24 protein-coding genes and 1 tRNA gene are annotated in these 23,557 nt (G+C 55.8%); 23 read left to right on the top strand and 2 right to left on the bottom strand.

Going from position 1 to position 23,557, the window contains the following annotated elements; translation table 11 throughout:
* Positions 1–61 precede the first annotated feature (61 nt).
* Together Q8W24_RS05325 and Q8W24_RS05320 are read left to right on the top strand one after the other, a co-directional pair.
* Positions 62–637, top strand: a complete 576-nt coding sequence (locus Q8W24_RS05325) for an SPOR domain-containing protein (protein WP_305474620.1) — start codon at positions 62–64, stop codon at positions 635–637.
* Positions 638–679: 42 nt separating this feature from the next.
* Positions 680–1,546, top strand: a complete 867-nt coding sequence (locus Q8W24_RS05320) for an alpha/beta fold hydrolase (RefSeq protein WP_305474619.1) — start codon at positions 680–682, stop codon at positions 1,544–1,546.
* Positions 1,547–1,731: 185 nt separating this feature from the next.
* On the opposite strand, the gene Q8W24_RS05315 is transcribed toward Q8W24_RS05320, so the two are convergent.
* A complete protein-coding gene (locus Q8W24_RS05315) occupies positions 1,732–2,760 on the bottom strand; it encodes a hypothetical protein (protein WP_303433959.1) in 1,029 nt (342 codons plus the stop codon).
* Positions 2,761–3,071: 311 nt separating this feature from the next.
* Between Q8W24_RS05315 and Q8W24_RS05310 the strand changes: the two genes are divergently transcribed.
* The 21 genes from Q8W24_RS05310 to Q8W24_RS05210 all read left to right on the top strand — a co-directional run bounded on the left by Q8W24_RS05310 (position 3,072) and on the right by Q8W24_RS05210 (position 23,179).
* A complete protein-coding gene (locus tag Q8W24_RS05310) occupies positions 3,072–3,869 on the top strand; it encodes an IclR family transcriptional regulator (RefSeq protein ID WP_303433958.1) in 798 nt (265 codons plus the stop codon).
* A 377-nt stretch (positions 3,870–4,246) separates the two neighbouring features.
* A complete protein-coding gene (locus tag Q8W24_RS05305; RefSeq protein ID WP_303433957.1) occupies positions 4,247–5,122 on the top strand; it encodes an ABC transporter ATP-binding protein in 876 nt (291 codons plus the stop codon).
* Between the two features lie 71 nt (positions 5,123–5,193).
* Complete coding sequence (locus tag Q8W24_RS05300) at positions 5,194–6,252, top strand: ABC transporter substrate-binding protein (RefSeq protein ID WP_303433956.1); 1,059 nt, start codon at positions 5,194–5,196, stop codon at positions 6,250–6,252.
* Between the two features lie 27 nt (positions 6,253–6,279).
* On the top strand, positions 6,280–7,050 hold the full coding sequence (locus tag Q8W24_RS05295) for an ABC transporter permease (RefSeq protein ID WP_303433955.1): 771 nt from the start codon (positions 6,280–6,282) through the stop codon (positions 7,048–7,050).
* A 14-nt stretch (positions 7,051–7,064) separates the two neighbouring features.
* Positions 7,065–7,829 (top strand): SDR family oxidoreductase, encoded by a 765-nt coding sequence (locus tag Q8W24_RS05290; RefSeq protein WP_305474618.1) that lies wholly within the window; start codon positions 7,065–7,067, stop codon positions 7,827–7,829.
* A 47-nt stretch (positions 7,830–7,876) separates the two neighbouring features.
* Positions 7,877–8,845, top strand: coding sequence for a VOC family protein (locus tag Q8W24_RS05285; RefSeq protein WP_305474616.1), 969 nt, complete (start codon positions 7,877–7,879; stop codon positions 8,843–8,845).
* A gap of 10 nt (positions 8,846–8,855) precedes the next feature.
* Positions 8,856–10,016 carry an FAD-dependent monooxygenase gene (locus Q8W24_RS05280; protein ID WP_303433952.1) on the top strand — a complete coding sequence of 387 codons (1,161 nt, stop codon included), beginning with the start codon at positions 8,856–8,858 and terminating at the stop codon, positions 10,014–10,016.
* Complete coding sequence (locus Q8W24_RS05275) at positions 10,013–10,372, top strand: hypothetical protein (protein ID WP_303433951.1); 360 nt, start codon at positions 10,013–10,015, stop codon at positions 10,370–10,372. The genes Q8W24_RS05280 and Q8W24_RS05275 overlap by 4 nt, the downstream gene beginning before the upstream one ends.
* Positions 10,373–10,594, top strand: coding sequence for a recombinase-like helix-turn-helix domain-containing protein (locus Q8W24_RS05270; protein WP_303433950.1), 222 nt, complete (start codon positions 10,373–10,375; stop codon positions 10,592–10,594).
* Between the two features lie 27 nt (positions 10,595–10,621).
* Positions 10,622–11,647: an aromatic ring-hydroxylating dioxygenase subunit alpha gene (locus Q8W24_RS05265; RefSeq protein WP_305474614.1), complete on the top strand. Its 1,026-nt coding sequence runs from the start codon at positions 10,622–10,624 to the stop codon at positions 11,645–11,647.
* Between the two features lie 11 nt (positions 11,648–11,658).
* Entirely contained in the window at positions 11,659–12,111 is a 453-nt protein-coding gene (locus Q8W24_RS05260) for a RidA family protein (protein ID WP_303433946.1), read from the top strand.
* 12 nt (positions 12,112–12,123) lie between these two features.
* A complete protein-coding gene (locus Q8W24_RS05255) occupies positions 12,124–13,095 on the top strand; it encodes a PDR/VanB family oxidoreductase (protein WP_305474612.1) in 972 nt (323 codons plus the stop codon).
* A 269-nt stretch (positions 13,096–13,364) separates the two neighbouring features.
* A complete protein-coding gene (locus Q8W24_RS05250) occupies positions 13,365–13,892 on the top strand; it encodes a cupin domain-containing protein (RefSeq protein ID WP_303433942.1) in 528 nt (175 codons plus the stop codon).
* A 29-nt stretch (positions 13,893–13,921) separates the two neighbouring features.
* Positions 13,922–14,806: an alpha/beta fold hydrolase gene (locus Q8W24_RS05245; RefSeq protein WP_305474610.1), complete on the top strand. Its 885-nt coding sequence runs from the start codon at positions 13,922–13,924 to the stop codon at positions 14,804–14,806.
* The gene (locus tag Q8W24_RS05240; protein ID WP_305413873.1) at positions 14,803–15,597 is read left to right on the top strand and encodes an SDR family oxidoreductase; all 795 of its coding nucleotides are present in this window, start codon (positions 14,803–14,805) and stop codon (positions 15,595–15,597) included. Before Q8W24_RS05245 ends, Q8W24_RS05240 begins: the two co-directional genes overlap by 4 nt.
* A gap of 56 nt (positions 15,598–15,653) precedes the next feature.
* Positions 15,654–16,445, top strand: coding sequence for an aspartate dehydrogenase (locus tag Q8W24_RS05235; RefSeq protein ID WP_303433936.1), 792 nt, complete (start codon positions 15,654–15,656; stop codon positions 16,443–16,445).
* 108 nt (positions 16,446–16,553) lie between these two features.
* Positions 16,554–18,032, top strand: a complete 1,479-nt coding sequence (locus Q8W24_RS05230) for an aldehyde dehydrogenase (RefSeq protein WP_303433934.1) — start codon at positions 16,554–16,556, stop codon at positions 18,030–18,032.
* A gap of 34 nt (positions 18,033–18,066) precedes the next feature.
* A complete protein-coding gene (locus Q8W24_RS05225) occupies positions 18,067–19,701 on the top strand; it encodes a thiamine pyrophosphate-binding protein (RefSeq protein WP_303433932.1) in 1,635 nt (544 codons plus the stop codon).
* 19 nt (positions 19,702–19,720) lie between these two features.
* The gene (locus tag Q8W24_RS05220; protein WP_305474608.1) at positions 19,721–21,142 is read left to right on the top strand and encodes an aspartate ammonia-lyase; all 1,422 of its coding nucleotides are present in this window, start codon (positions 19,721–19,723) and stop codon (positions 21,140–21,142) included.
* A gap of 84 nt (positions 21,143–21,226) precedes the next feature.
* Positions 21,227–21,940: a metal-dependent hydrolase gene (locus Q8W24_RS05215; RefSeq protein WP_305413871.1), complete on the top strand. Its 714-nt coding sequence runs from the start codon at positions 21,227–21,229 to the stop codon at positions 21,938–21,940.
* Between the two features lie 138 nt (positions 21,941–22,078).
* A complete protein-coding gene (locus tag Q8W24_RS05210) occupies positions 22,079–23,179 on the top strand; it encodes a poly(3-hydroxybutyrate) depolymerase (RefSeq protein WP_305474606.1) in 1,101 nt (366 codons plus the stop codon).
* 230 nt (positions 23,180–23,409) lie between these two features.
* On the opposite strand, the gene Q8W24_RS05205 is transcribed toward Q8W24_RS05210, so the two are convergent.
* Positions 23,410–23,485 (bottom strand) — tRNA-Phe (locus tag Q8W24_RS05205).
* Between the last annotated feature and the right edge of the window lie 72 nt (positions 23,486–23,557).

The following is a 23,557-nucleotide window of genomic DNA, read 5'->3' as shown; positions in this document are numbered from 1 at the left end:
TGATAACGTCCGCTAACACAATTGATTGTTGCCGCTCACTATTTACCAGGATGATAGAGTTATGTCCGACAGTTCCAGCCGCATCCCCGGTTGGGTATGGATTACAACACCGACACTGGCCATTGCCTTTGTCGGATTTGTGATTTATCTCAGCACCTTGCCTGCCAGTGATGAACCCGGTGCAGCCCAGGACGATGCCCGTCAGGCGTTGCAACAAGGGATTGAACGGGCCAAGGCCAGTGTGACAGAGGCCGTCAAGGAGCAGATAGCCAGGGAGGCCGGAGAACCGGCCTACGACTTTTACCAGTTGCTGGAACAGCAAAAGGTAGAAGCGCCACAGGTGGATGCCTATGTCTCGACGCCCAAAGACGCGACGGTCAGCTACGAATACCTGCTACAGGTTGGCTCGTTCCGTTCCGGTGAGGATGCCGACGAAATGCGGGCCAATTTATTGCTGTTGGGCATGAGTGCCTACGCGGTGGAAGCCAACGTCAATAATGGCACCTGGCATCGGGTATTTGTTGGCCCGTTCAGCAATCGCTCAAAACTGAACAAAGCGCAGGATATTCTGGTCAGTAACAACATCAGTCCTTTATTAATCAAGAAACCGCTGCCCGCAACCTCTGGAACGCAGTAACTTGCACTCCGGGTTTGCTGATGGCGATGGCGAGGAAGCCGTATGAGTCAGCAAGCCCAATCCTGCCGCTATACCTATCAGACCAGCGAAGGTTCGCATCAGGGTCATTATCTGTATTGGCCTTCAGCCCGCCCGGATGCGCCACTGTTGGTGTGTGTGCATGGCCTGACGCGTAATGCTCGCGACTTCGATATTCTGGCGCAATCATTGACGGATCACTATCGTGTTATCTGCCCGGATATTGCCGGACGAGGTGATAGCGAACGGCTGCGCACGCCAGCGCTGTATGGCTATCCGCTTTATGTTGGCCAGATGCAGCAATGCCTGCAGCACCTGATGCTGAAGTACCAGGTGACCGAATTCGACTGGGTCGGCACCTCCATGGGGGGACTGATCGGCATGATGCTGGCTGCCCAACCGGTATGTCCGTTGCGCAAGCTGGTGATCAACGACGTCGGTTTTTTTATTCCCAAGGCCTCGCTGGAGCGCTTGTCGGGTTATGTCGGCAAGGGTACCGACTTTGCCGATCTGGCCGCAGTGGAAGTCTATCTGCGCGAGGTGGCGGCCACGTTTGGGCCGCTGACCGATGCACAATGGCAACATCTGGCCCGTTACAGTGTTGAATTATCCAACGGCCGTTACCGGCTGCGATACGATCCTGCCATTGCCCAGGCGTTTGTGGGGGTCACACCGGAAGACGTTGACCTGTCGGCGATCTGGCAATTGGTGCAGATCGAGACCTTGCTGATTCGTGGTGGGGATTCTGATCTGCTGCTCCGCGAAACGGCGCAAACCATGGCTGCGCAAGCGCATGTCACGCTGGTGGAGTTTCCCGGTATTGGTCATGCACCGGCCTTGATGGCGCGGGATCAGATTCGTGCGATTCGCCATTTTCTTGGCTGTCGGTAAAAAAAGGCGTGTATCACAGACTAGCAATTACACGCAAAAGATGAAGGTCTGGTAACGAAGAATAACCAGCCCTGCAGCAAGCGGATTTATCCTGCTGCATCGACCATCAGTGAACGGGGAACCGTATTGATGACCTATGAAGCGCATCCCTGCGTTTCATATCTGTTTGGCTTGCGGGCTGCCAATCAGAATTTTACCTTGGTACCTACGCCGATATTGTCATTGTCGGAATCGCTGTATTTACCAGCTTCCATCCAGACTTCCAGCATCGGATCAACCTGATAGCTGACCTTGGCCAGTTTGGCGGTATCAGCGGTCAGCACACCGGCACTTGGCTCTTCACGGTTCTGCCAGGATACGGCCGCAGAGAATGCCCCATCGGTGTACTTGCCGGTAATGGCCTTGACGTTAAAGTCGGCACCGGCAGTGCCCATGGCGGTGTTTTTCTCGTACACACCGGCCAGACCAAAGTTGTCCCAGTTGTAGTGAGAAGCGACGACCAGGCGCTTACGGTCATCGACGCCGTTGGAAATACCAGTCAATGACTTGTCATAGACCGACAGGTTGACACCAAACATAAAGCGGTCATCACGGTAAACACCGTGGATGATTTTCAGGTCATCGGCTTCGCCGGATTCGTTGGTTGTCGAGGCGTACACCATTTTGGCAAACATATGGTTCCAGACCGGTGTTTTGTAGACCAGGCCATCTTTGGACCATTTGGTTTGCGTCCACATCCGTGAGCCATTCGGTGCGCCGGTCGGGGTGCTGTCCTGGGTGTTGACTTCGAACACGTCAACCGCGGAGTAGAACTCAGAGTAAACCCCGGACATGGCGTCACCGAAGGCAAACAGACCGTATTTTGTGATCAGGGCTGCACCGGCGTAGCGAATGAAAATGGGGTCTTCGGTTGATGTGGAGCCGTAGTATTTACTCTCGGTACCGTCGGCTTCTGCAATCGGAGCAAAATCAGCCTCAAACTGATAGGCCAGCTTCATGCCGTTGCTCAGGAAGTGCATGCCCTTGAGGCCGACGATGCCTTCATACAGGGTCGGTGTGGCGTCGACATCCTGACCAATGAAGTTGGTATCACTGAAATCAACGACGCGTGCACTCATGGTGCCGTAGACATGGGGTGGTTTGGTGTCTGCAATGGCCTGGGTCGAAAGAGCCAGGACACAAGCGCCAGTCAGAGCAGTTAGAGTCTGTTTCATGCAGAATTTCCCTCGGGTGCCGGTTGTTTCCGTTTCATATAAGAAACGGTGTTTTGTATTTAAAATAAAACTAAGTGTCAAACGGCCTCAGGTCAATTACTGAACGAGTAAAATTGTTGAGATTGCTGCTTTTCTCATCAAAATCGGCTTTTGGGCGATTGAATGGAATAAATCGTCCTGTTTTCCGCAGGATTACCACCGCTGCGGCATATATCGGTTTGACAAGCTTTGTCTCGCTGTGAGAATTTCCAGACCCGGAGTCGTGCCGCCAGCAGGATGGCAGGTATCGAACAGTGCATACGGAGCAAACCATGAGTGAAAAATCAGAAGGCCTGGAGCGGTATGTGGTACCGGGCCTTGAACGTGGGCTGAAGCTGCTGCTGGAATTTAACCGCCAGAATACCTTGCTGACGGCACCAGAATTGGCCAAACGGCTGGACTTGCCACGCACCACCGTTTTCCGGCTGCTGGCAACACTGGAAAGCATGGGCTTTGTGACGCGTCACGGGAATGAATACCGTTTGGGCATGGCGGTGTTACGGTTGGGCTTTGAATATCTGGCATCGCTGGAGTTGACGGAGCTGGGTCAGCCAATACTGAATCGCCTGAGTCAGGAAATAGGCTACAGTTGTAACCTGGTGGTGCGGGATGAACGCTCGATTGTGTATGTTGCCAAGGTGACGCCACCTACGATTTTGGCCAGCTCGGTCAACGTGGGGACTCGTCTGCCGGCTCATGCGACGGTGTTGGGGCGTATCCTGCTGGAAGATCTGAGTCTGGCGGAATTGCACGAGCTGTACCCGGAGGAGCAGTTACCTGGCTATTCTGACAGTACACCGCGCACCGTGCCCGATTTGCATGCCATGGTGCAGCAAGACATGCAGCGCGGTTACGCGCTGAGTGAAGGGTTTTTCGAATCCAGCATTTCCACCATTGCGGCACCGGTACGGGATAGTACCGGCAAAGTGGTTGCGGCATTGGGAGCGACCATTCCTTCTGGTCATATCGATGACCAACTGCAGCCGCTGGTGAAGCTGGTGCGTAATAACGCCGATGAGCTGTCCCGCCTGCTGGGTTATACCAGGGGCCGACGAGCGCTTGAATACTGAATCAAGGATGTAGAACAGATCAGGCCTCGCAGATGCGGGGCTTTTTTTTGCCTGTTTGCCGTATGACGAGTGCTCCGGGCAGGCTATGGCGCGGATATGGCAAATGCCTGCTCACTATTGGTGCGAGCACCCCTTGAGTGCGCGAAATTAGTGTGTCGTCTCGACACATTGAGCTGAAATGGTTACCTGGCTACCCATCAGGAGTCTGGCCGGATAACTTGGATGCACTCGTCTTGATTATATAACTTATTGAAAACAAAGAAATTTGTACTATTTTTTAGACTGTTACCCAAGGATCTTGACGGGCTGGCATTATATCTGCATTATAATTTCATATATAAATCAATAATTCATATCTGAAACAAAGGGTACTACCAATGACCTCAACCAGCCCTGTGTATGTCGTCAATGAATCCGCAAGCGGAGAGTCCACTGTGGCGGCTGGTCCTGATAGCTCGAACCATTCAAAACGGGTTGAAATTGAGTTTCGCGGTGTCAGCAAGGCGTTTGCACAAAAAGGCCAGAAAGATGCGCCTGCAGTGGTCAAGGATCTGACCTTTTCGATTCGTAAAGGCGAAGTCGTTTCACTGATCGGGCCATCTGGCTGCGGCAAGAGCACGCTGCTGAACATGGGCAGCGGATTGTACTCAGCCACCACGGGTACCGTGATGGTTGCCGGGCAGGAAGTCAAAGGCCCGGTCAAACGGGTAGCCTTTATGCTGCAAAAAGATTTGCTGATGCCGTGGCGTACCATTCAGAAAAACGTGGAAGTCGGCATGGAAATCGCGCGGGTTCCCAAGGCCGAGCGTCAAGCTGTTGCCCAGGAAATGCTGCATAAATGCCATCTGGCCGGTTTTGAAAAACATTACCCCTTCCAGCTATCTGGCGGTATGCGTCAGCGGGCGGCATTGGCCCGTACTCTGGCGATGAAACCGGATGTACTGTTTCTGGATGAACCTTTCTCGGCGCTGGATGCCCAGACCAAAATGGTGCTGCAGCAGGATCTGGCCAACACTCTTTATAACGAACAGAAAACCGCTCTGTTTATTACCCACGATCTGGCCGAAGCCGTTGCGCTGTCGGACCGCATTCTGGTGATGAGCAGCCGTCCCGGCACCATTATCGAAGAAATCACCGTTGACCTTCCTCACCGCAACAATCCTCTCGAACGGCGCAAACTGGCGGGTACTGGTCCGTTGATCGGTCGCTTGATGGAGCTGCTGCATGTGGGTGATGAAGACGCCATGCACTGAGAGCCATAACTCTCTGAGCAATAACCCGAATACCGCAAGACACTGACCGACTGTACCCACAGGAGCATACGATGAAGCTGTTTAGCAAAAACCTCGCCAGAGTCACGATGGCCAGCGCGGCCATAATCTGGTCTGCCTTCTCTCAGGCAGAACTGAAGGAAATTACCTATTTGATGCCAGCTCCACCTACTTTGCCGGCATTTGCCCCCTGGACCCTGGCCCAATACAAGGGTTACTTCGAGAGTGAAAATCTGAAAGTGAATTTTGTCACCGCTCGTGGTGGTGTGGACGTTGCCAAACAGATTGGTACCGGTAACGCCATGGTGGGCGGGGCTATTGGTGATACGCCACTGATCGTGCGTGCCAATGGTATTCCGGTCAAGGCCGTAGCGGTATTGGGTGCAGGCAGCCTGACGGTATTGGCGACCGGTGATGATGCCGGTATCAAGAGCGTGGCTGATTTGAAAGGCAAAACCGTGACCGTGATGTCTTATTCCGACACGACTTATTACGCCTTGCTGGCGACGCTGAAAAAAGCCGGCCTCAGCAAGACCGATCTGGACATTCAGGCGGCAGGCCCTGCCGGTGTCTGGAAGCTGTTTGCAGCAGGTAAGGCGGATGCCATGGCCGGTGCGCCGGATTGGGTGGTTTCTGCTCGTGATGGCGGTCGCAGTGCCAGCCTGGTCGACGAAGCCAATATGTTCGACAGCATGGCTCAGGCCATTCTGGCCTCGGATGATGCGATCAAGAATCATCCTGACGTGGTGCAGGGCGTAGTGACTGCGACGCTGAAAGGCATGCGCGACATCATGGTCGATCCGAAGCAAGCCGCGATTGATTTTGCTGCTGCCGTGCCGTCATTCAAAGGCCGGGAAAGCTACCTTGAACGTGCCTTTATGCTGTTTAACGAGCGGGTTTACAAAAACCAGTTAATGCCTGGCCTGATTGACGAAAGCCGTTTGGCGGGTGTTGCCCGGTTCTACCTCGACGAAGGCATCGTCAAGCGTGAAGTACCGCTGCAAGACCTGTTCACCAACGAGTTCGCCAGAAACGCACGCCCTGGCAGCACGGTGACATCTCAGTCAGTCAAGCCGCACCTTCGGGCACCTGAAAAACATAACAATCTGTAATACCAACGTACACCGGGAGACCTAATCATGAATTACCGAACCATTGCTGGCAGCATCGCGATCCTGTTGGTGTTTTTGGCCAGCTGGGAGTGGGGTCCTGCGGCCATGGGTATGCCGGAATACGTGCTACCCAGCCTAAGCAATGTATGGCATGAGTTTTTCATCATGTGGCAACACAGTGAACTGCTCAAACATACCTTGATTACCGCCGCAGAAGTACTGCTCGGCTTTGGTATCGGGGCATTCCTCGGATTGGCAATCGGTGTGGCTCTGGGCTTGTCGCCAACTGCGGAAGCCATGTTGTCACCGTACATTCTGGCGCTGCAGATTGCCCCGAAAGTGGCCTTTGCTCCGCTGTTTGTGATGTGGCTGGGCTACACCATCTACCCGAAAATCCTGGTTGCCGTACTGATCGTGTTCTTCCCGGTCATGATCAATGTCTTGTCGGCGGTCCGTGCCGTTGACCCGGACATGGTCAATCTGATTCGCATCATGAACGCCAGCCGCTGGCAAATCTTCCGGCTGGTGGAATTTCCATCCGCGATGCCAGCCCTGTTCTCCGGCCTGCGCATTGCCTCCACTCTGGCGGTGATTGGCGTCACCGTTGGTGAATTGGTCGGCGGCAACCTGGGACTGGGCTACTTGCTGGTGGATTCCGAAGGGCAGGGTAATACCGCTGGGGTCTTTGTCGCCATTGTGGGCCTGACCGTGATTGGCATCGTGGCATACGCCGCGGTGGTGTTCGCAGAGAAGCGGGTACTGCATTACATGCCGAAAGCCAATCTGGCCACCGCGTAAGGATGGAAGCAGCAATGAATACGGTTAACCAACTGCTGGATGGTCGCAAGATACTGGTCACCGGAGCCGCACGAGGCCTTGGTTTTGCCTTCGCCAAACAATTGGCACTGGCCGGTGCCGAGGTGGTGCTGGCCGACATTCTGGAAGCGCAGGTCATGGCTTCCGCTGCTGATCTTCGGGCATCCGGTCTGAACGCCACCGGCGTCAGCATCGATGTCCGTGATCCGCACGCTGTCGCCAGCGCTGTCTCACAGGCGATAGAGGTTTTGGGTGGTCTGGATGGTTTGGTCAATAACGCCGCCATCACCAACTCCGGTGGCAAAACCACCGAAGAGCTGGATATGGATACCTGGAACCGGGTGATGGAAGTCAATGTCCGGGGCTGCTGGCTGGTCACCAACGCCTGTTTACCGGCGCTGCGGGCCAGTGGCCGGGGCGCGATTGTGAACCTGGCGTCGGATACCGCGATCTGGGGTGCGCCCAGGTTGTTGGCCTATACCGCCAGCAAAGGGGCTGTGATGGCCATGACCCGCACGCTGGCGACCGAACTGGGTGACGACAATATCACCGTCAACGCTATCGCACCGGGACTGGTCGCTGTGGAAGCCACCGAATATGTGCCGCAAGACCGCAAGGACCTGTATTGCCAGCAACGTCCATTAAAACGGACTCAAGTGCCGGAAGACGTGTGTGGCGCAGTGATTTTTGCCTTGTCGGATATGGCCCGTTTTATCACCGGCCAGACCCTGCCGGTGAACGGCGGTTTTGTGATGCCATGAATCGGGTGCAAACCTGATTAAAGCAAGCTCTGAGCAGGAACAGACGAATGAGTGTATTAGGAATTGATGAAATCACCTTCGGTGTTGAAGACCTGGCCTTGTGTCAGCAGTTTTTCAGCGATTGGGGGCTGACGTTGCTGAGTCAGTTGGATACCGAACAGGTGTTCGAAACCTTGAACGGCTGTCGGGTCGTAATCAAGCACAAGGATGATCCATCCTTGCCCCCGGCGTTTGAAGAAGGCCCGACCCTGCGTGAAGTGGTCTGGGGGGTAGAGTCGGACGACGATCTGGATCTGTACGCCGGACGCATGGTCACCAAGCCCGGTTTCTTCTCCACCACCGAGCGGGTTGGCTGTCTCGATCCGAACGGCATGGGCGTACGACTGCAAAAAAGCCGCAAACGGGCGGTAACGCTGGAATGTGTCGGCCATAACACCTGGGGTGAGCGCGGCCGTATCAATACACCAAGCCCGGTGTACGACAAGGCAACACCGATCGAAGTCGGTCACGTGGTGTTTTTTGTCAAGGACGTCAACGCCTGCGAAGCGTTTTACCGGGATACCTTCGGCTTTGTGATTTCCGATCGTTACCCCAACAAAGGCGCTTTTATGCGCTGCTCGGAGGAAGGCAGTCACCACAATATCTTTTTGCTGCAGCCGCCCGAACCACGCGCCGGACTCAACCACGTCGCCTTTACGGTACGGGATCTGCACGAAGTCTTTGGCGGCGGCATGAATGTGTCACGGTTAGGGTGGGATACCGAACTGGGCCCCGGCCGTCACCCGATTTCATCGGCCTTTTTCTGGTACTTCCGCAATCCGGCCGGTGCGCTGGTGGAGTACTACGCTGACGAAGACTTGCTGACCGCTGAATGGCAGCCTCGCGAGTTTGAGCCTGGCCCGACCGTGTTCGCCGAATGGGCGATTTCCGGCGGCATCGACGGCAATACCCGGCGTCAGGCCAATGGCCCGCAAGCCGCCAGCAAAACTTTTATCACTGCCCGCGAAAAATCGTAAGGAGCTGGTTATGGAAAAGCTATCGATTGGCGTTGTGGGTGGTGGTATTGGTGGATTGACCGCCGCCATTGCCCTGCAGAGAATGGGGCATCGCGTCACTGTTTATGAACAGTCGAAGGCGTACGCCCGTATCGGAGCCGACATCAACCTGACCCCGAATGCCGTCAAGGCACTGGATGGCCTGGGTCTGAACGATGCGATTCGCAAAACTGCCGCACGTCCGACCCACCGTATCAGCCGGATGTGGGACAGCGGTAAAGAGACCTCGCGACTGGCGATGTCGAATGAAGCCGAACTCAAATACGGCGCACCACAGCTGACCATTCACCGGGCCGACCTGTTGGTGGCGCTGGCGGATGCCTTTGATATCCAGAATGTCGTCTTCAACGCCCGTATCGATCAAATTACTGAACTTCCTGGTGCCGGTGTGCGTGTAACCACCACCAGCGGCCGCTGCGATGAACTGGATGTGGTGATCGGTGCCGACGGTATTCACTCCGCGGTTCGTGCTTATTTGTTTGGAGCCGAACAGCCGCGCTTTACCGGTGTGGTTGCCTATCGTGCGGTCGTGCCGGCAGAACAGCTGCAAGACCTGCCCGATATCCAGGCATTCACCAAATGGTGGGGTGAAACTCCGGAAAGCCAGATCGTCACTTTCCCGCTGAATCAGGGCAAGGACATCTTTATCTTCGCCACCACCGCACAAGACAGCTGGACAGAAGAAAGCTGGACTGGCGCAGGCGACTGTGACGAACTACGCAGCCACTACACTCATTTTCATCCACAGGCCCGGGCCTTGCTGGATCGTTGTGATGACGTGCTGAAAACCGCCCTGTACGAACGGGACCCTCTGCAATACTGGAGCAAAGGCCGGATTGCCCTGCTGGGCGATGCCTGTCATCCGATGATGCCGTTTATGGCCCAGGGTGCCGGTCAGGCGATTGAAGACGCCATCGTATTGGCGCGGGCGCTGGAGCACGCCAGCAACGGCGACGAAGCAGCAGCGGCTTTACACCTGTATCAGGCGGTGCGTCAGGATCGTGCGCGCCAGATCCAGATCGGTTCGCGCTCCAACCAATGGCTCAAGAACGCGGGCAGTGCCGACTGGGTTTATGGTTATGACGCCTGGACGGTACCCCTGCAAGGCACTGCAGAAGAAGTGACAGCATGAATAGTGAATCTCAGGAGCTGACACAGGATACCCAGCCAGCACAGGACACCATGTTGCTGACGGTATTGCTGAAGCATGATCAGTCAAAAAACCTGGAAGACATCCAGAGCCATATGAAAAAAATGGACTGGTGGGAACGTTTTCCAGTGGCCGGGGTAGAGGTCGTTTCCTGGACCGTGGCCATGGGCCTGGGGCAAATCGTGACCTTGCGATTGCCACCGGCCTTACTGCCCAAAATCAACGTAGAACTGGAGCGCTCCGCCTGGGGCGTATTCCGCACCGAATGTTACCCGACGTATGACTTTGTACCGGTACGCGCCATGATCCGCGAACGTGTACAGAATGGAGGACAATAAATGAAAGCACCGTATCTGGAGCCCCATCAGGCTCGTACCCGTGATAACACACCCTTTGAAGACCTGCTGGCCGATTCGATTGAGCGTGCATTCGGAGAACAAATTCACGACCTGGATGGCCTGGTGAATTTCCTCAATGTGGTTGGCCCGCCGTGCCCGACAGCCACTGGTCTGTGGACCGAAGAGTCTTATAAAACCCTGATGAGCAAGCTGGGCGAGTAACGCGGCATAGCAGAGAGAGAATCAAGTATGAACATCATTCAAACCAGCGCCGATCCGGTCGAAAAAATTCTTCAGCAAGGCATCAAGGATCGTTGGTATCCGGTGCTGCCATCCGACCAGCTGACGGCTGACAAACCGGTCTCGTTGCGGATTCTGGGCTACAAGATTGCGTTGTGGCGCGATACCGACAATACCGCGCATGCGGTCGAAGACCACTGCCCACACCGGGGTGCACCCCTGTCTCTGGGAGCCAATCTTGGCGACCGGTTGCAGTGCCCGTATCACGGCGTCGAAGTGGACTGTAGTGGTAAAGTCCGCAAGGTACCGGGCAGCCCGGGCTGCAAACTGGAAGGTAGCAGACCGACCCGTCGTTTTCACACCCAGGAAGTTGCCGGTGCGATCTTTCTTTATAACGCCATCGATCCACAGCTGGAAACGCCACCAGAGCTGATCCTGCCAGAGCAGCTGACCTCGGACGAATACTCCAGCTTCCTGTGCTACTGCGAATGGAAAGCCGATTACCGTTATGTACTGGATAACGTGGCTGATCCGATGCACGGGGCTTTCCTGCACAAAATGTCGCATTCCATGTCGGAAGGCGAAACCCAGGCCAAATTTGTAACCACCGATACTGACCACGGTTTTATCTTCGAGAAAGAAGGCCAGCGTGGCGTCAACTTCGACTGGAGTGAATTTGCCGATACCAACCTGATGTGGCAACGGCTGGAAATTCCCTATCCCAAGACCGGTGGGCCTGGTGGCAACTTCCATATTATCGGTATGTACGTTCCCCTGAATCCACAGCTGGCAGGCGTGTTTCACTGGCGTTGTCGCCCGCTGACCGGCTGGCAGGAAGATACCTGGCGCTTCTTGTACAAGAACCGTCTGGAAGCCCGTCACTGGCACGTGCTGGAGCAAGACCGGGTTGCCCTTGAAGCCATGGAACCGGACGCCAACCAGCGTGAAATGCTGTACCAGCACGATCTTGGACTGGTGCGTTTGCGTCGTTATATGAAAAACCTGGCCAAGCAAGAACTGGAAGCCAGCAAGTAGGCGGAATTGAGATGACGGATATGAACAACCTGGTCGCCCATGTTCGGGCAGACAGCGTCCCGGAGCTGGCTACCGCCAGCTGGTCCAATGCCCTGTTACTGGGGCGGGAGCTGGTGACATCCGGCATGACCGGCCACCCGGCGACTCGTCAAGCCGCGGCGGCGGGTGAGCCACTGGATGCGTACCAGCAAACCCTGGTGGTTTTGGGCAAGATCCAGGCTCTGGCGGAAGCGGCCGGTGGTCATATCGGCAACATCTACCGGCTGACGGTGTACGTGACGGATATTCGCGATAAAGACGCCATCAGCCGCGCCCGCAAGGATTTTTTTGTGGGGCAATCGGTATACCCGACCTCCACCCTGGTGGAAGTGTCCGGGTTGGTATTTCCGGAGTTGTGCGTCGAAATCGAAGCCGGTATTCATCTGGATGCCGACCTTGGCAACACGATCAAACAGGCTGATTAACGGAGCCGGACTATGAGCAATGAAACTCTCACCGCATTGGTGTCCCAGATACGCTACGAAGCGGAAGGCATCATCAGTATCGAACTGCGTCCCGAGCCCGGGGCTGCCGATTTTCCGGCGTTTACGGCCGGTTCGCATATTGATCTGAATTTGCCCAACGGCATGGTGCGCAGCTACTCACTGTATAACTCACCGGCGGAGCCAAACCGCTATGTGGTGGGCATCCTGCGAGACAAAAAGAGTCGCGGTGGCTCAGAGTGGGTGCATCGCCAGTTGCGGGTGGGTACCCGGCTGGCCATCAGCGCTCCGCGGAACAACTTCCCGCTGCAGCCGCATAATGGCCACAGCGTGCTGGTTGCGGGCGGCATTGGGATCACCCCGGTGCTGTGTATGTTCCGTGAGTTGCTGCAACAAGGGCAATCGGCGGAACTGATCTATTGCGCCCGCACTCGCTCAGAGGCTGCTTTTATTGCTGAAATCGAGGCACTGACGACAGAGCTGGGCGGGACTGTCCGCTTCCGCTTTGACGACGAAGCCGGTACACCGCCCAATCTTGAACAGCTGTTGCAGGGTCAGGCGGCCTCCACCCACTTCTATTGTTGTGGCCCGACGCCGATGCTGGATGCGTTTGAAGCCGCTTGTGCCCAGTTGAACCATGCCAATGTGCATATCGAACGTTTTGCCGCCGTTGAGATTGCGGCGTCGGACGATGCCCGCAGCAGCTATGTAGTGGAATTGGCCAGGTCCGGCCAGATTATCCAGATCAACCCGGGCGACAGCTTGCTGGAACGGCTGGAAGGCGAAGGGCTTGACCTTGATTGCTCCTGTCGTGAAGGCGTTTGTGGTGCTTGTGAAGTGGCAGTGCTGGAAGGCGAGATCGATCACCGCGATGGCGTGTTGACCAAAGCCGAACGGGCCGCCAACAACACCATGATGATCTGTGTGTCGGGTTGTAAATCAAGCAAGTTGGTGCTGGATATCTGATCGGTTGATCGCTGCCGTACGGCGGTAGCGACAAAGACGACGAAACAGTCACGACTGGTCAGATTTTCACCTTGACCGAGGGCGGAAATCTGCCTAGCATGTTTCATATAAAGACTGATGTTTTAAATATAAAACAAATGTCGCATAATAAGTACGACCGCGTTATGGATCATGATCCCCGTAACGCAAGCCGCCGAGGGTACGGCAGCAGACCAGTCGGGCCGCTTTATCGCCCGCCACATATGGTGAACTAACCTGAGGAAAACAGCATGTCTGAGACATTCGAAAGCTGGAACAAGCCAGCAGAAACAAGCCTTGAAGACTTCATGGCTGGCCGGATTGCCCGCAAGGAAAATCGTACCTACGATTTTAATGCACTGAAATTCCAGGCAGATTACGACCCCAAATACCGCCGTGCCCAAATGCGCTACATGGGCACCGGTGCTGCCGGTGTAACCAGCGATACCAATACCGTGCCATCGGAACATTTCACCTTCTCCACCATGTTGTTACCGGCGCAGTGTGAAGGCCCGCTGCACTTGCACGACGATGTTGAAGAAGTGTTCTTTATGCTGCGTGGTTCGATCCGTTTGACGATGGAACTGAACGGCGAGACCTGTGAGACCGTCTTGAACGAACGTGATCTGGTGTCGATTCCACCAGGCATCTACCGGGGTCTGTACAACTTCACCCAGGAAGACGCGCTGATGTGTGTGATGCTGGGAACGCCGAAGCCGGTGATCCCGACCTATCCGGCAGATCACCCGCTGTCACAGATCAAACGCGATAAAAAATAAGCTCAATTGTCGGGAGCCAGAGCATAGCCATGAACACAGCCACATGTACTACCACATTGATTCAACAACTCGACGACTTTCCCCGTCAGAGCATCCGGCTGGGCGACGTTAACCAGTCCTGGCGCGAGTCTGGCCCGGAGAGTGGTGGTAGTGGTGAGGTGCTGGTGTTACTGCATGGTATCAGCTCGGGTTCCGGCTCTTGGGTGCAACAATTGGCCGCACTGGAAACTGACTGCCGGGTGCTGGCCTGGGATGCCCCCGGATATGGCGACAGTGATGACCTGAGCGTAACCGGGGCCAACGCCAAAGACTATGCCGAACGGCTGGCTCATTGGCTGGATGCGCTGGGTATTCAACGTTGCTGGCTGGTTGGCCACTCGCTGGGTGCCATGGTTGCCGCCGCCTTTGCTGCCCGTTATCCGCAGCGTCTGGCCGGTTTGATGCTGGCCAGCCCGGCCCAGGGGTATGGTCAAGCCGATGCTGAAACCCGGGAACGGGTGTACCGTCAACGCCCAACCATGCTGGCACAATTGGGGCCTGCCGGATTGGCTGCACAACGTGCCGCCGCACTGGTTTCTGTTAATGCCAGCGCCGCACAGGTGAGTCTGGTTGCCGATGGCATGCGCCAGCTGCGTTTGTCCGGCTTTCAGGCCGCTTCCTGGCTGTTGGCCAACGATGATATCTGGTCGTACTTGCCCGTCGATGTTGAGTCTCGCCGGGTCATCTGTGGCGCTGCCGATACCATCACTCCACCGCAGGCCGCCCGGCAATTGGCCAGCGACCTGGATACTACCGAATTTGTTGAAATCGCCGCCGCAGGCCACGCCTGTTATGTCGAAGCCGCGGCGGCAGTGAATCAGGCGCTGAAGGACTGGATGTCTTCGGCGACCCCCCGGACAGGTACCTCGTTATGAGTTTTATGCTGAAAGATCGTGTTGTGGTTGTTACCGGCGGCTCCTCTGGTATTGGCCTGGAAACCGTCCGGCTGCTGCTGCAGGAACAAGCCAAAGTTGCCTGGTGTGGCCGTAACGAAGAGCGTCTGCTGGCCTCGGAAGACGCGATGCGTACCGCCTTCCCTGATGGCCAGTTTATGACCCGGGTTTGCGATGTTCTGAACGCCGACGACGTTGCCACGTTTGCCGAAGCGGTCAAGACGCAGCTGGGCAACACCGACTGCCTGATCAATAACGCCGGGCAAGGGCGGGTTTCCGGCTTTGATAACACCAGCGACGATGACTGGATGGCCGAAACCGGGTTAAAACTGTTTGGCGTGATCCGTCCGGTACGGGCTTTTATGGATCAGTTGCTGGCATCGGGAATGGGTTCTGTCACCAATGTGAACTCCTTGCTGGCGAAACAACCGGAGCCACACATGATGGCGACTTCCGCAGCGCGAGCAGCGTTGCTGAATTTTACCCACTCACTGGCCCACGAGTATGCGCCAAAGGGCGTAAGGGTAAATTCAATTCTGCTCGGTATGGTGGAGTCTGGCCAATGGCGTCGCCGCTATCTGGATCGATCCGATACCGATGCCAGCTGGGAACAGTGGACCGGGGCAATTGCCAACAAGCGAGGCATTCCGATGGGTCGACTGGGTCGTCCGGAAGAACCGGCCCGGGCGCTGGTTTTTCTGGCCTCGCCCTTGGCCTCGTACACCACCGGCTCAACCCTGGATGTCTCCGGCGGTTTTGCCAAACAGATTTGAATTGTCGCTGACTCAGCCAGCGACCTGCAGACGGTAATCAGACCGGGAACCGACACATGAAACAACTGATGATGATTGGCTTTGGAGCCATGGCAGAAGAAGTACTGGCGTTACTGCCAGAAGGCTTGCGCCTGGGCTGGGTCGTGACCACAGAGCGCAGCCGCGAGCGTATCGCCGCGCAACTGGGCGATCAGGTACAGGTAATTACGGCCATTGCGGCATGTGATGGCCAGCCCGATCTGGTTTTGGAATGTGCCGGTCAGCCGGGTATTCGCGCCCATGGTGTCGAAGTGCTGAAACGTGGCTGGGACCTGATGATGATTTCGATTGGTGCGCTGGCGGATCGTCAGCTGGCGGATCAACTGCAAGCGGCCGCGACGGTGGGTAACGCCCGTTTGCATGCCCTGCCTGGTGCCATTGCCGGTATCGACGGTCTGGCTGCGGCCCGCGAAGGTGGTCTGGATCAGGTGACCTATACCTGCCGTAAAAGCCCGCAAAGCTGGCGTGGCAGCCCGGCAGAAAAACTGATTGACCTGGCGTGTGTTGAGCAGCCGCAGGTGTTTTTTGAAGGCAGCGCCCGGCAAGCCGCGCTGACTTTTCCGGCCAATGCCAATGTCGCCGCAACGATCGCACTGGCCAGTCTGGGTCTGGACGACACCCGGGTGCAGCTGGTGGTAGACCCGACGACGACCACCAACCAACACCAGATTTCAGCCCGTGGCCGGTTTGGTGAAATGAGCATCCAGCTGTGTGGCAAACCACTGGAACGTAACCCGAAAACCTCGACCCTGGCGGCGTTGAGTGTGGTCCGGGCCTGTCGCCAGAGTGTGTCGACGATCGTGATCTAGTTCGTCGTCCCGTACTGGGCAAGTTAACCCGATGTGCAAAAAAAGATTCCCGAGTGGGAAGGGGCTCCCCTTGCCGTTCGACCGCAATAACAGATGAGGAGGCGGATTATGGTCAAGCCAATATACATCGCAGGTGAATGGAAAAATGGCCGTGGCGATCTTCGCAGCACCTTTTTTCCTGCGGATGGCAGCAGCAATGCCGACATCGCCACCGCCAATGTCGATGATGTCGAAGAAGCGGTACAAGCGGCCGACCAGGCCTGGCGTGATCCGTCCTGGCGCAACAGCTTGCCCCATGAGCGCGCCGCGATTCTCTACCGTGTGGCGGATCTGATCACCGCCCGCGCCAGCGAACTGGCGGCGTTACAAACCCGTGACAACGGCAAGCCGTTGACGGAAACCATGGGTCTGGTGATGAGCGCCGCAGGCACTGCTCGCTACTTTGCCGCCGCCTGTGAAACGCTGGATGAAAGTTTGCCGAGCCAACGCTCCCGCGATTTTATGACCGCCAGCGTACACGAACCGCTGGGAGTGGTGGTGGCCATCACGCCGTGGAATTCCCCCATTGCCAGTGAGATGCAGAAAATAGCTCCAGCGCTGGCCGCCGGGAATGCGGTGATCGTCAAACCCGCCGATGCCACACCGCTGGCTGCTCTGGAACTGGCCAAACTGTTTGAACAGGCCGGCTTGCCCAAAGGCTTGCTGAGTGTCTTGCCTGGCCGGGGTTCGGTCGTGGGTGAAGCGCTGGCCCGCCACCCGAAAGTGAACAAGATTTCGTTTACCGGCGGCACCTCAACCGGTCGCCACCTGGCTCATATTGCCGCTGAAAAGCTGATTCCGATCTCGCTGGAGCTGGGCGGCAAATCGCCCACCATCGTGCTGGAAGACGCCGATATTGAAATGGCTGCCCGTGGCGTGTGTTACGGCATCTTCAGCTCCGCAGGCCAGGCCTGTATCGCCGGTGCCCGACTGTTTGTGCATCAGAGCATATACGACACCTTTATGGCGCGCTTGCTGGAATTGACCCGGGGTTTGCGGGTCGGGCATCCCGAGCACGCCGATACCCATATGGGTTCGCTGATCAATATGGCTCACCTCGACAGTGTGGCCGGATTTGTTGAACGTGCTCGTGCTGATGGCGGCACCGTGTTGTGCGGTGGCGAACGTCTGACCGGCAAAACAGCAAGCTGTGATTACGACGCCGGGTGTTTTTATGCCCCGACGATCATCAGTGGCCTGAACAACAGCAGCTATGTCTGTCAGGAAGAAATTTTTGGCCCGGTGCTGGTGGTGCTGCCGTTTGATGATGAAGCCGACCTGATCGCCCAGGCCAACGACAGTATTTTTGGCCTGGCTGCGGGTATCTGGACGGAGAACTTCCGGCGCGGCTGGCGTCTGGCCCGGACTCTGGAAACCGGCACTATCTGGATGAACACCTATAAAAAATTCTCGGTATCGGCACCGTTTGGTGGCTTTAAAGAGAGTGGTCTGGGGCGCGAGAAAGGCCGCGCCGGGGTGCTCGAATACATGCAACAAAAAAGTATTTATGTGGGCTTGAGTGACGAGCCCAACAACTGGTCTGCCTGATGGGCGACGAACCGCTATTGTTGGAGTGAATAGAATGAAAGAACAAGTAACCGTCGGTGAAGTCGTCGCTCGTATTCTGGAAGCCCATCGGGTCTCTGATATTTACGGCGTGATATCGATTCATAACTTGCCCATTGCCGATGCGATTGGCCGTCGTGAAAAAATGCACTTTGTTTGCGCCCGGGGTGAAGCCGGTGCGGCCACCATGGCCGATGCCCATAGCCGTTTTCAGGGGCTGGGTGTGTGTTTGACCAGCACCGGAGCCGGAGCCGGCAACGCCATTGGCTCCTTGATCGAAGCCTGCAATGCGGCCAGCCCGATGCTGCATATTACCGGTCAGGTGGAGTCGGCGTATCTGGATCGTGATGCCAGCTTTATCCACGAAGCCAAAGACCAGCTGACGTTTTTACGTGCGGCGAGCAAGGCAGCTTACCGGATTACGCACCCGGACCAGGTCGTTGGCATTCTGTGTGAGGCCATTCGTGTTGCCCGTACCGTGCCGATGGGGCCGGTCAGTGTTGAAATTCCGATCGATGTACAAGCCACCACTATTGATTTGCCCGACAATCTGGGGCCGATTGCCGTCCCGGCCATGCCAGTTGCCAATCAGGAAGAACTGAATGGCCTGTTGCAGCAGCTGCAACAGGCGCGTCGTCCTGTGATCTGGGTGGGCGGTGGTGCTGTTGCATCCGTTGCCGCCGTTACGGCACTGGCCGACAAAGGCATCCCGGTATTGTCGACCACACATGCCCGGGGCTTGCTGCCTGATGCGCATCCGCGCAGCCTGCGAGCCTTCCACAACAGCCCATCGGTCAAGCAACTGCTGGAAGACGCCGACCTGGTACTGGTGGTGGGTTCACGCTTGCGCAGTAATGAGACAGCCAGCTATTCGACTGAATTTGGCCGCCCGTTGATTCAGGTGGATGCTCATCCCGGTGCCCATAATCGTAATTATCAGGTTGACCAGTTTATTTGCTCAGACAGTGCGCCGGTACTGGAGTATCTGGCGGAATATCTGCCAGAACGTATCGACAGCGATTATGACCAAGCGATCACACAAGCCGTTGTACAGGCCGAAAGCACCTTGATTGAGCAGGTCGGCAACTACGCCAATATCTGTCAGGCGTTGCGTGATGCCTTGCCTGCTGATGGCATTTTTGTTCGCGATATCACGGTTTCCGGCTCAACCTGGGGCAGCCGCTTGTTGCCGTTCCAGCAGCCAAACCAGAATATCCACTCGCTGGCCGGTGCCATTGGTCTGGGCCTGGCTCATGGCATCGGTGCGGCGCTGGCCAACCCGGACAAAAAAGTCGCCACTATTGTGGGTGACGGCGGCTTGATGCTGGGTATTGGTGAGCTGGCCACCATGGTGCAGGAAAACACCGACATGGTGCTGATTGTGATGAACGACGGTGGTTATGGCGTGATGCGCGGTATCCAGAACAACTACTTTGGTGGCCGTCAGTATTACAACGAGCTGCACACCCCCAACTACGCCGAAGTGGGCAAGGCGATGGCAATGCCAAGCTGGCAAGTGGGTTCCAGTGACGCATTCCGCAGCGCCATTGCGGAAGCCATTGCGCTGGATGGCCCGGCGCTGATTGAAGTCGACATGACACTGGTTGGCCCGCTGGAGTTTGCCGGACCACCTCAGAAAAAACTGTATTAGAGAGGAGATTGCTGACGTCATGACGGATGCTGTTGAATATCGGCTGGAAAAAGACCTGTTGGGCGAACGAGAAGTACCTGCCAGCGCGTATTTTGGCATTCAGAGTCAGCGGGCAAAGGATAACTTTGACTTGAGTGGGGTGACGCTGGCGCATTTCCCCAAATTGATCAACGCCCTGGCGATGGTAAAGCAGGCGTGCGCGCTGGCCAACACCGAGCTGGGCTTGTTGGATCAGCAACGTTGCAACGCCATTGTGGCGGCGGGTGACCGGTTGCTGCAAGGGCAGTTTCACCAGCAGTTTGTGGTGGATATGATTCAGGGCGGGGCGGGCACCTCGACCAATATGAATGCCAATGAAGTGATTGCCAATATCGGTCTGGAGCTGATGGGCCATGCCCGTGGTGACTACCAGTATCTACACCCGAACAACGACGTTAACCGGGCACAATCGACCAACGATGTGTACCCGACGGCGGCCCGGCTGGGCATTCTGCTCAGCCATGGCGATCTGGTCGAGTCACTGGTCAGCCTGCAGGCCTCGTTGCGAGACAAAAGCCACGAATTTGCCGATGTGATCAAAATGGGTCGCACCCAGTTGCAAGACGCTGTGCCCATGACCCTGGGGCAGGAGTTTGGTGCCTGGGCTTCGACCCTGGGTGAAGATGTACGGGTGATTGCGGCCCTGTCGGAGCTGCTCAAGGAAGTCAATCTTGGCGGTACAGCCATTGGCACCGGCATTAACGCCGACCCCCGGTATGGCAAACTGGCCATCAAGCACCTGTCGAGTATCAGTGGTTTTGCCCTGACCCAGTCGGAAGATCTGATTGAAGCATCATCGGACATGGGCGCGTTTGTGCTGTTCTCCTCCATGTTGAAACGATTGGCGATCAAGCTATCCAAAATCTCCAATGATTTACGCTTGTTGAGCATGGGGCCACGGGCCGGTATCAATGAAATCAACTTGCCGCCGCAGCAACCTGGCAGCTCGATCATGCCTGGCAAGGTTAACCCGGTGATCCCGGAAGCCGTTAATCAGGTCGCCTATCAAGTCATGGGTCATGATTTGGCCATCTGTATGGCAGCTGAAGCTGGCCAGTTACAGCTGAACGCGATGGAGCCATTGATTGTTTACAATCTGCTGGAATCCATGCGACTGATCAAACGTGCCATGGTGATGCTGGAAAAACGTTGTATCAACGGCATTACCGCCAATCACCAGGAATGTGCGGATATGGTGCATCATTCCATTGGTTTGGTAACGGCATTAAACCCCTATATCGGTTATGAAAATGCGACCCGGATTGCCCGTCGGGCCTTGCAGGAAAATCGCACCGTGATCGACCTGGTGGAAGAAGAGCAACTCTTGCCTGCCGCGGAACTACGCCGGATTCTGGAGCCAAAACGCCTGATCCATGCGGTACAGGACGTCGCTGTCCAATAGTCTGAGGCTGTAAAGCAACTAATTCAGCAAGCCCCGGATATTCTGTTACCCTTGCAGCTTTCATGTGTGGATATACAGGTATTTATGGCCAGCTTCTCAACCCATCTTGGCGGTGCCGCGATCGTCAGCGCGATGGCTTCATCATTGTTAGTCGTTACCAGCTGGGCTTCGTTTCCTGAAGCCCTCGTCTTGTTTCTGTTGGGGATGTTGGGCGGTATCTTGCCCGATATCGACTCGGATACATCCCGCCCGGTGGTCTGGGTATTCAACTGTCTCGGATCGTTGGCGGCGGGGGTGGCGTTGTGGCTGCTACTGCCTCACGCCAACGCCAGCTGGACGTCGCTGGCCACTGTCTGGGGTGGCATGGCGCTGGCTTATGCCCTGGCTGGCCCTGCTGCGATGGAGTTGTTTACGCGGTTAACGGTGCACCGGGGCGTGATTCATTCCCTGCTGGCGGCTTTCTGCTGTGGTTTGTTGACCGTTGTGATCATTGATCAGCTGTTTGATCGTGTCGCGGATTTCTGCTGGATCGGTGGTGGTTTTGTGACCGGTGGCTTTGTTGTACATTTATTGCTGGATGAACTCTACGCCGTGGATTTTAATGGGATGCGGTTAAAAAAGTCCTTTGGTACTGCCATCAAACCCATCAGTCTGGTTAACTGGCGTGGAACCATTGTATTGTTAATCACTTGCGGCGTGCTGTATCAGGTTGCTCCGGCACCCATGCGACTGACGCAGCCGGTTCAGTCTCTGATTGACCAGGTTATGACCCGGATACCATTGGTCGGACAGTCATAACAACGGCTATAGGCGTTTGTAGAAACAGGCGTATTGTAGGCCTGTAACTGATGTATGGCTCGCAGACAAGTCGCCATGTTGGCGGTATCGTAATGACACGGATGACACAACGATAATCAGCCCGGCAAGGAGGCCTGTGTGTTCCCATTGGTACGTTATACGGCGTTGATAGTATGCCTGGCAGTCCTGAACAGTGGCTGCTCAAGGGATGACGCCTCTGATCCAGCGGTTGCAGCCGCCGATACCGCCGCCGGTTCTGGTATATCGGCTTTGGCCAGCTATAACGCCGATATTCAACAGACCTCGGTTTCTGGCCTGTCATCCGGGGCCTTTATGGCCTCTCAGCTGTATATGGCTCACTCCGATATTATGGTGGGCATCGGGGTAATTGCCGGTGGTCCATATCTGTGTTCCCGCTCCTGGCCGATGGCCGCTCCGGCATTGACTGCCACCACCACCTGCATGACACCTCAATCCGAGCTGTTGCGACCCAATGTCTCGCGGCTGGTTGGCCTGACCCGGGAGCTGGAGCAGCAAGGCCGTATCGATGCGGTTATCAATCTGCAGGATGACCACCTATACCTGTTCAGTGGTCGCAGTGACGATACCGTGATCAGTCGAGTAGTGGACGCCACCCGAGACTATTTTGTACAGCTTGGCGTACCAGCCCAGCAAATACTCTACAACGACCAGATTAACGCTGGCCATGCGATCCTCACCAATAACAGCGATGATACCGATTGCGCCCTGACCCGTGCTCCCTTTATCAACAACTGCCAGTTTATGCAGTCCACCCGCATTCTTTCCTACCTGTATATGGATGCGATTCCACCGGCTCCGGAGGCTTCCGGGGAACTGCTCGCATTTGACCAGCGCCCCTTTCTGGTCGGTGAACGAACCAGCATGGCAGAGACCGGCTATGTGTATGTACCGCAATATTGTCGGCAAAACAGCCGCTGCCGTATTCATGTGGCGCTGCATGGCTGCAAACAATCCTACGATGAAATTGGCGACGCCTATATCCGCACCACTGGCTACAACCAGATGGCCGACAGCAACCGGCTGATTGTGCTTTACCCCCAGGTGAACGTGTCTGACTTTGCACCATTGAACCCGCTTGGTTGCTGGGATTATTGGGGATACTCATCAGAAGATCTGGTTGATGCGGATTTTTACAGCAAAAAAGCACCGCAGATACAAGCGATCTACGCCATGATCCAGCAACTGGCCAGAGGGTGAGAAACCAGTAAATCAATGTGTCTGATATTGTTGGCCAGAGCAGGTTTTTTTGTGCAAATGGCTCAGTCTTACAAGAGTAAAACTTCAGTATTCAATGAAGGTGTTTTTGAGGGAAAACAGACAGACACAAAAAAACCGGCAAAAGCCGGTCTTTTTGTGTGCCCTAAGTAGTCTGGACTACTTTTCTGGCCAATCAAGCTATTGTAACTGCTTGATTTTTAAGTAATAAATGGTGCCCGGAGGCGGAATCGAACCACCGACACGGGGATTTTCAATCCCCTGCTCTACCGACTGAGCTATCCGGGCAACGTTAACGAAAACTTTGCTGCTACGCTGAGCGTGGCGTGCTGTTCGTTAAGTGGCGCGTATTAAACCGCT

Origin of the sequence: Oceanobacter sp. 4_MG-2023 (assembly GCF_030689165.1) — a bacterium.
Classification (GTDB): Bacteria; Pseudomonadota; Gammaproteobacteria; order Pseudomonadales; family Oceanobacteraceae; genus Oceanobacter.
The sequence above is the reverse complement of the archived record's forward strand: the minus strand, read 5'-3'. Positions and strand labels throughout refer to the sequence as shown.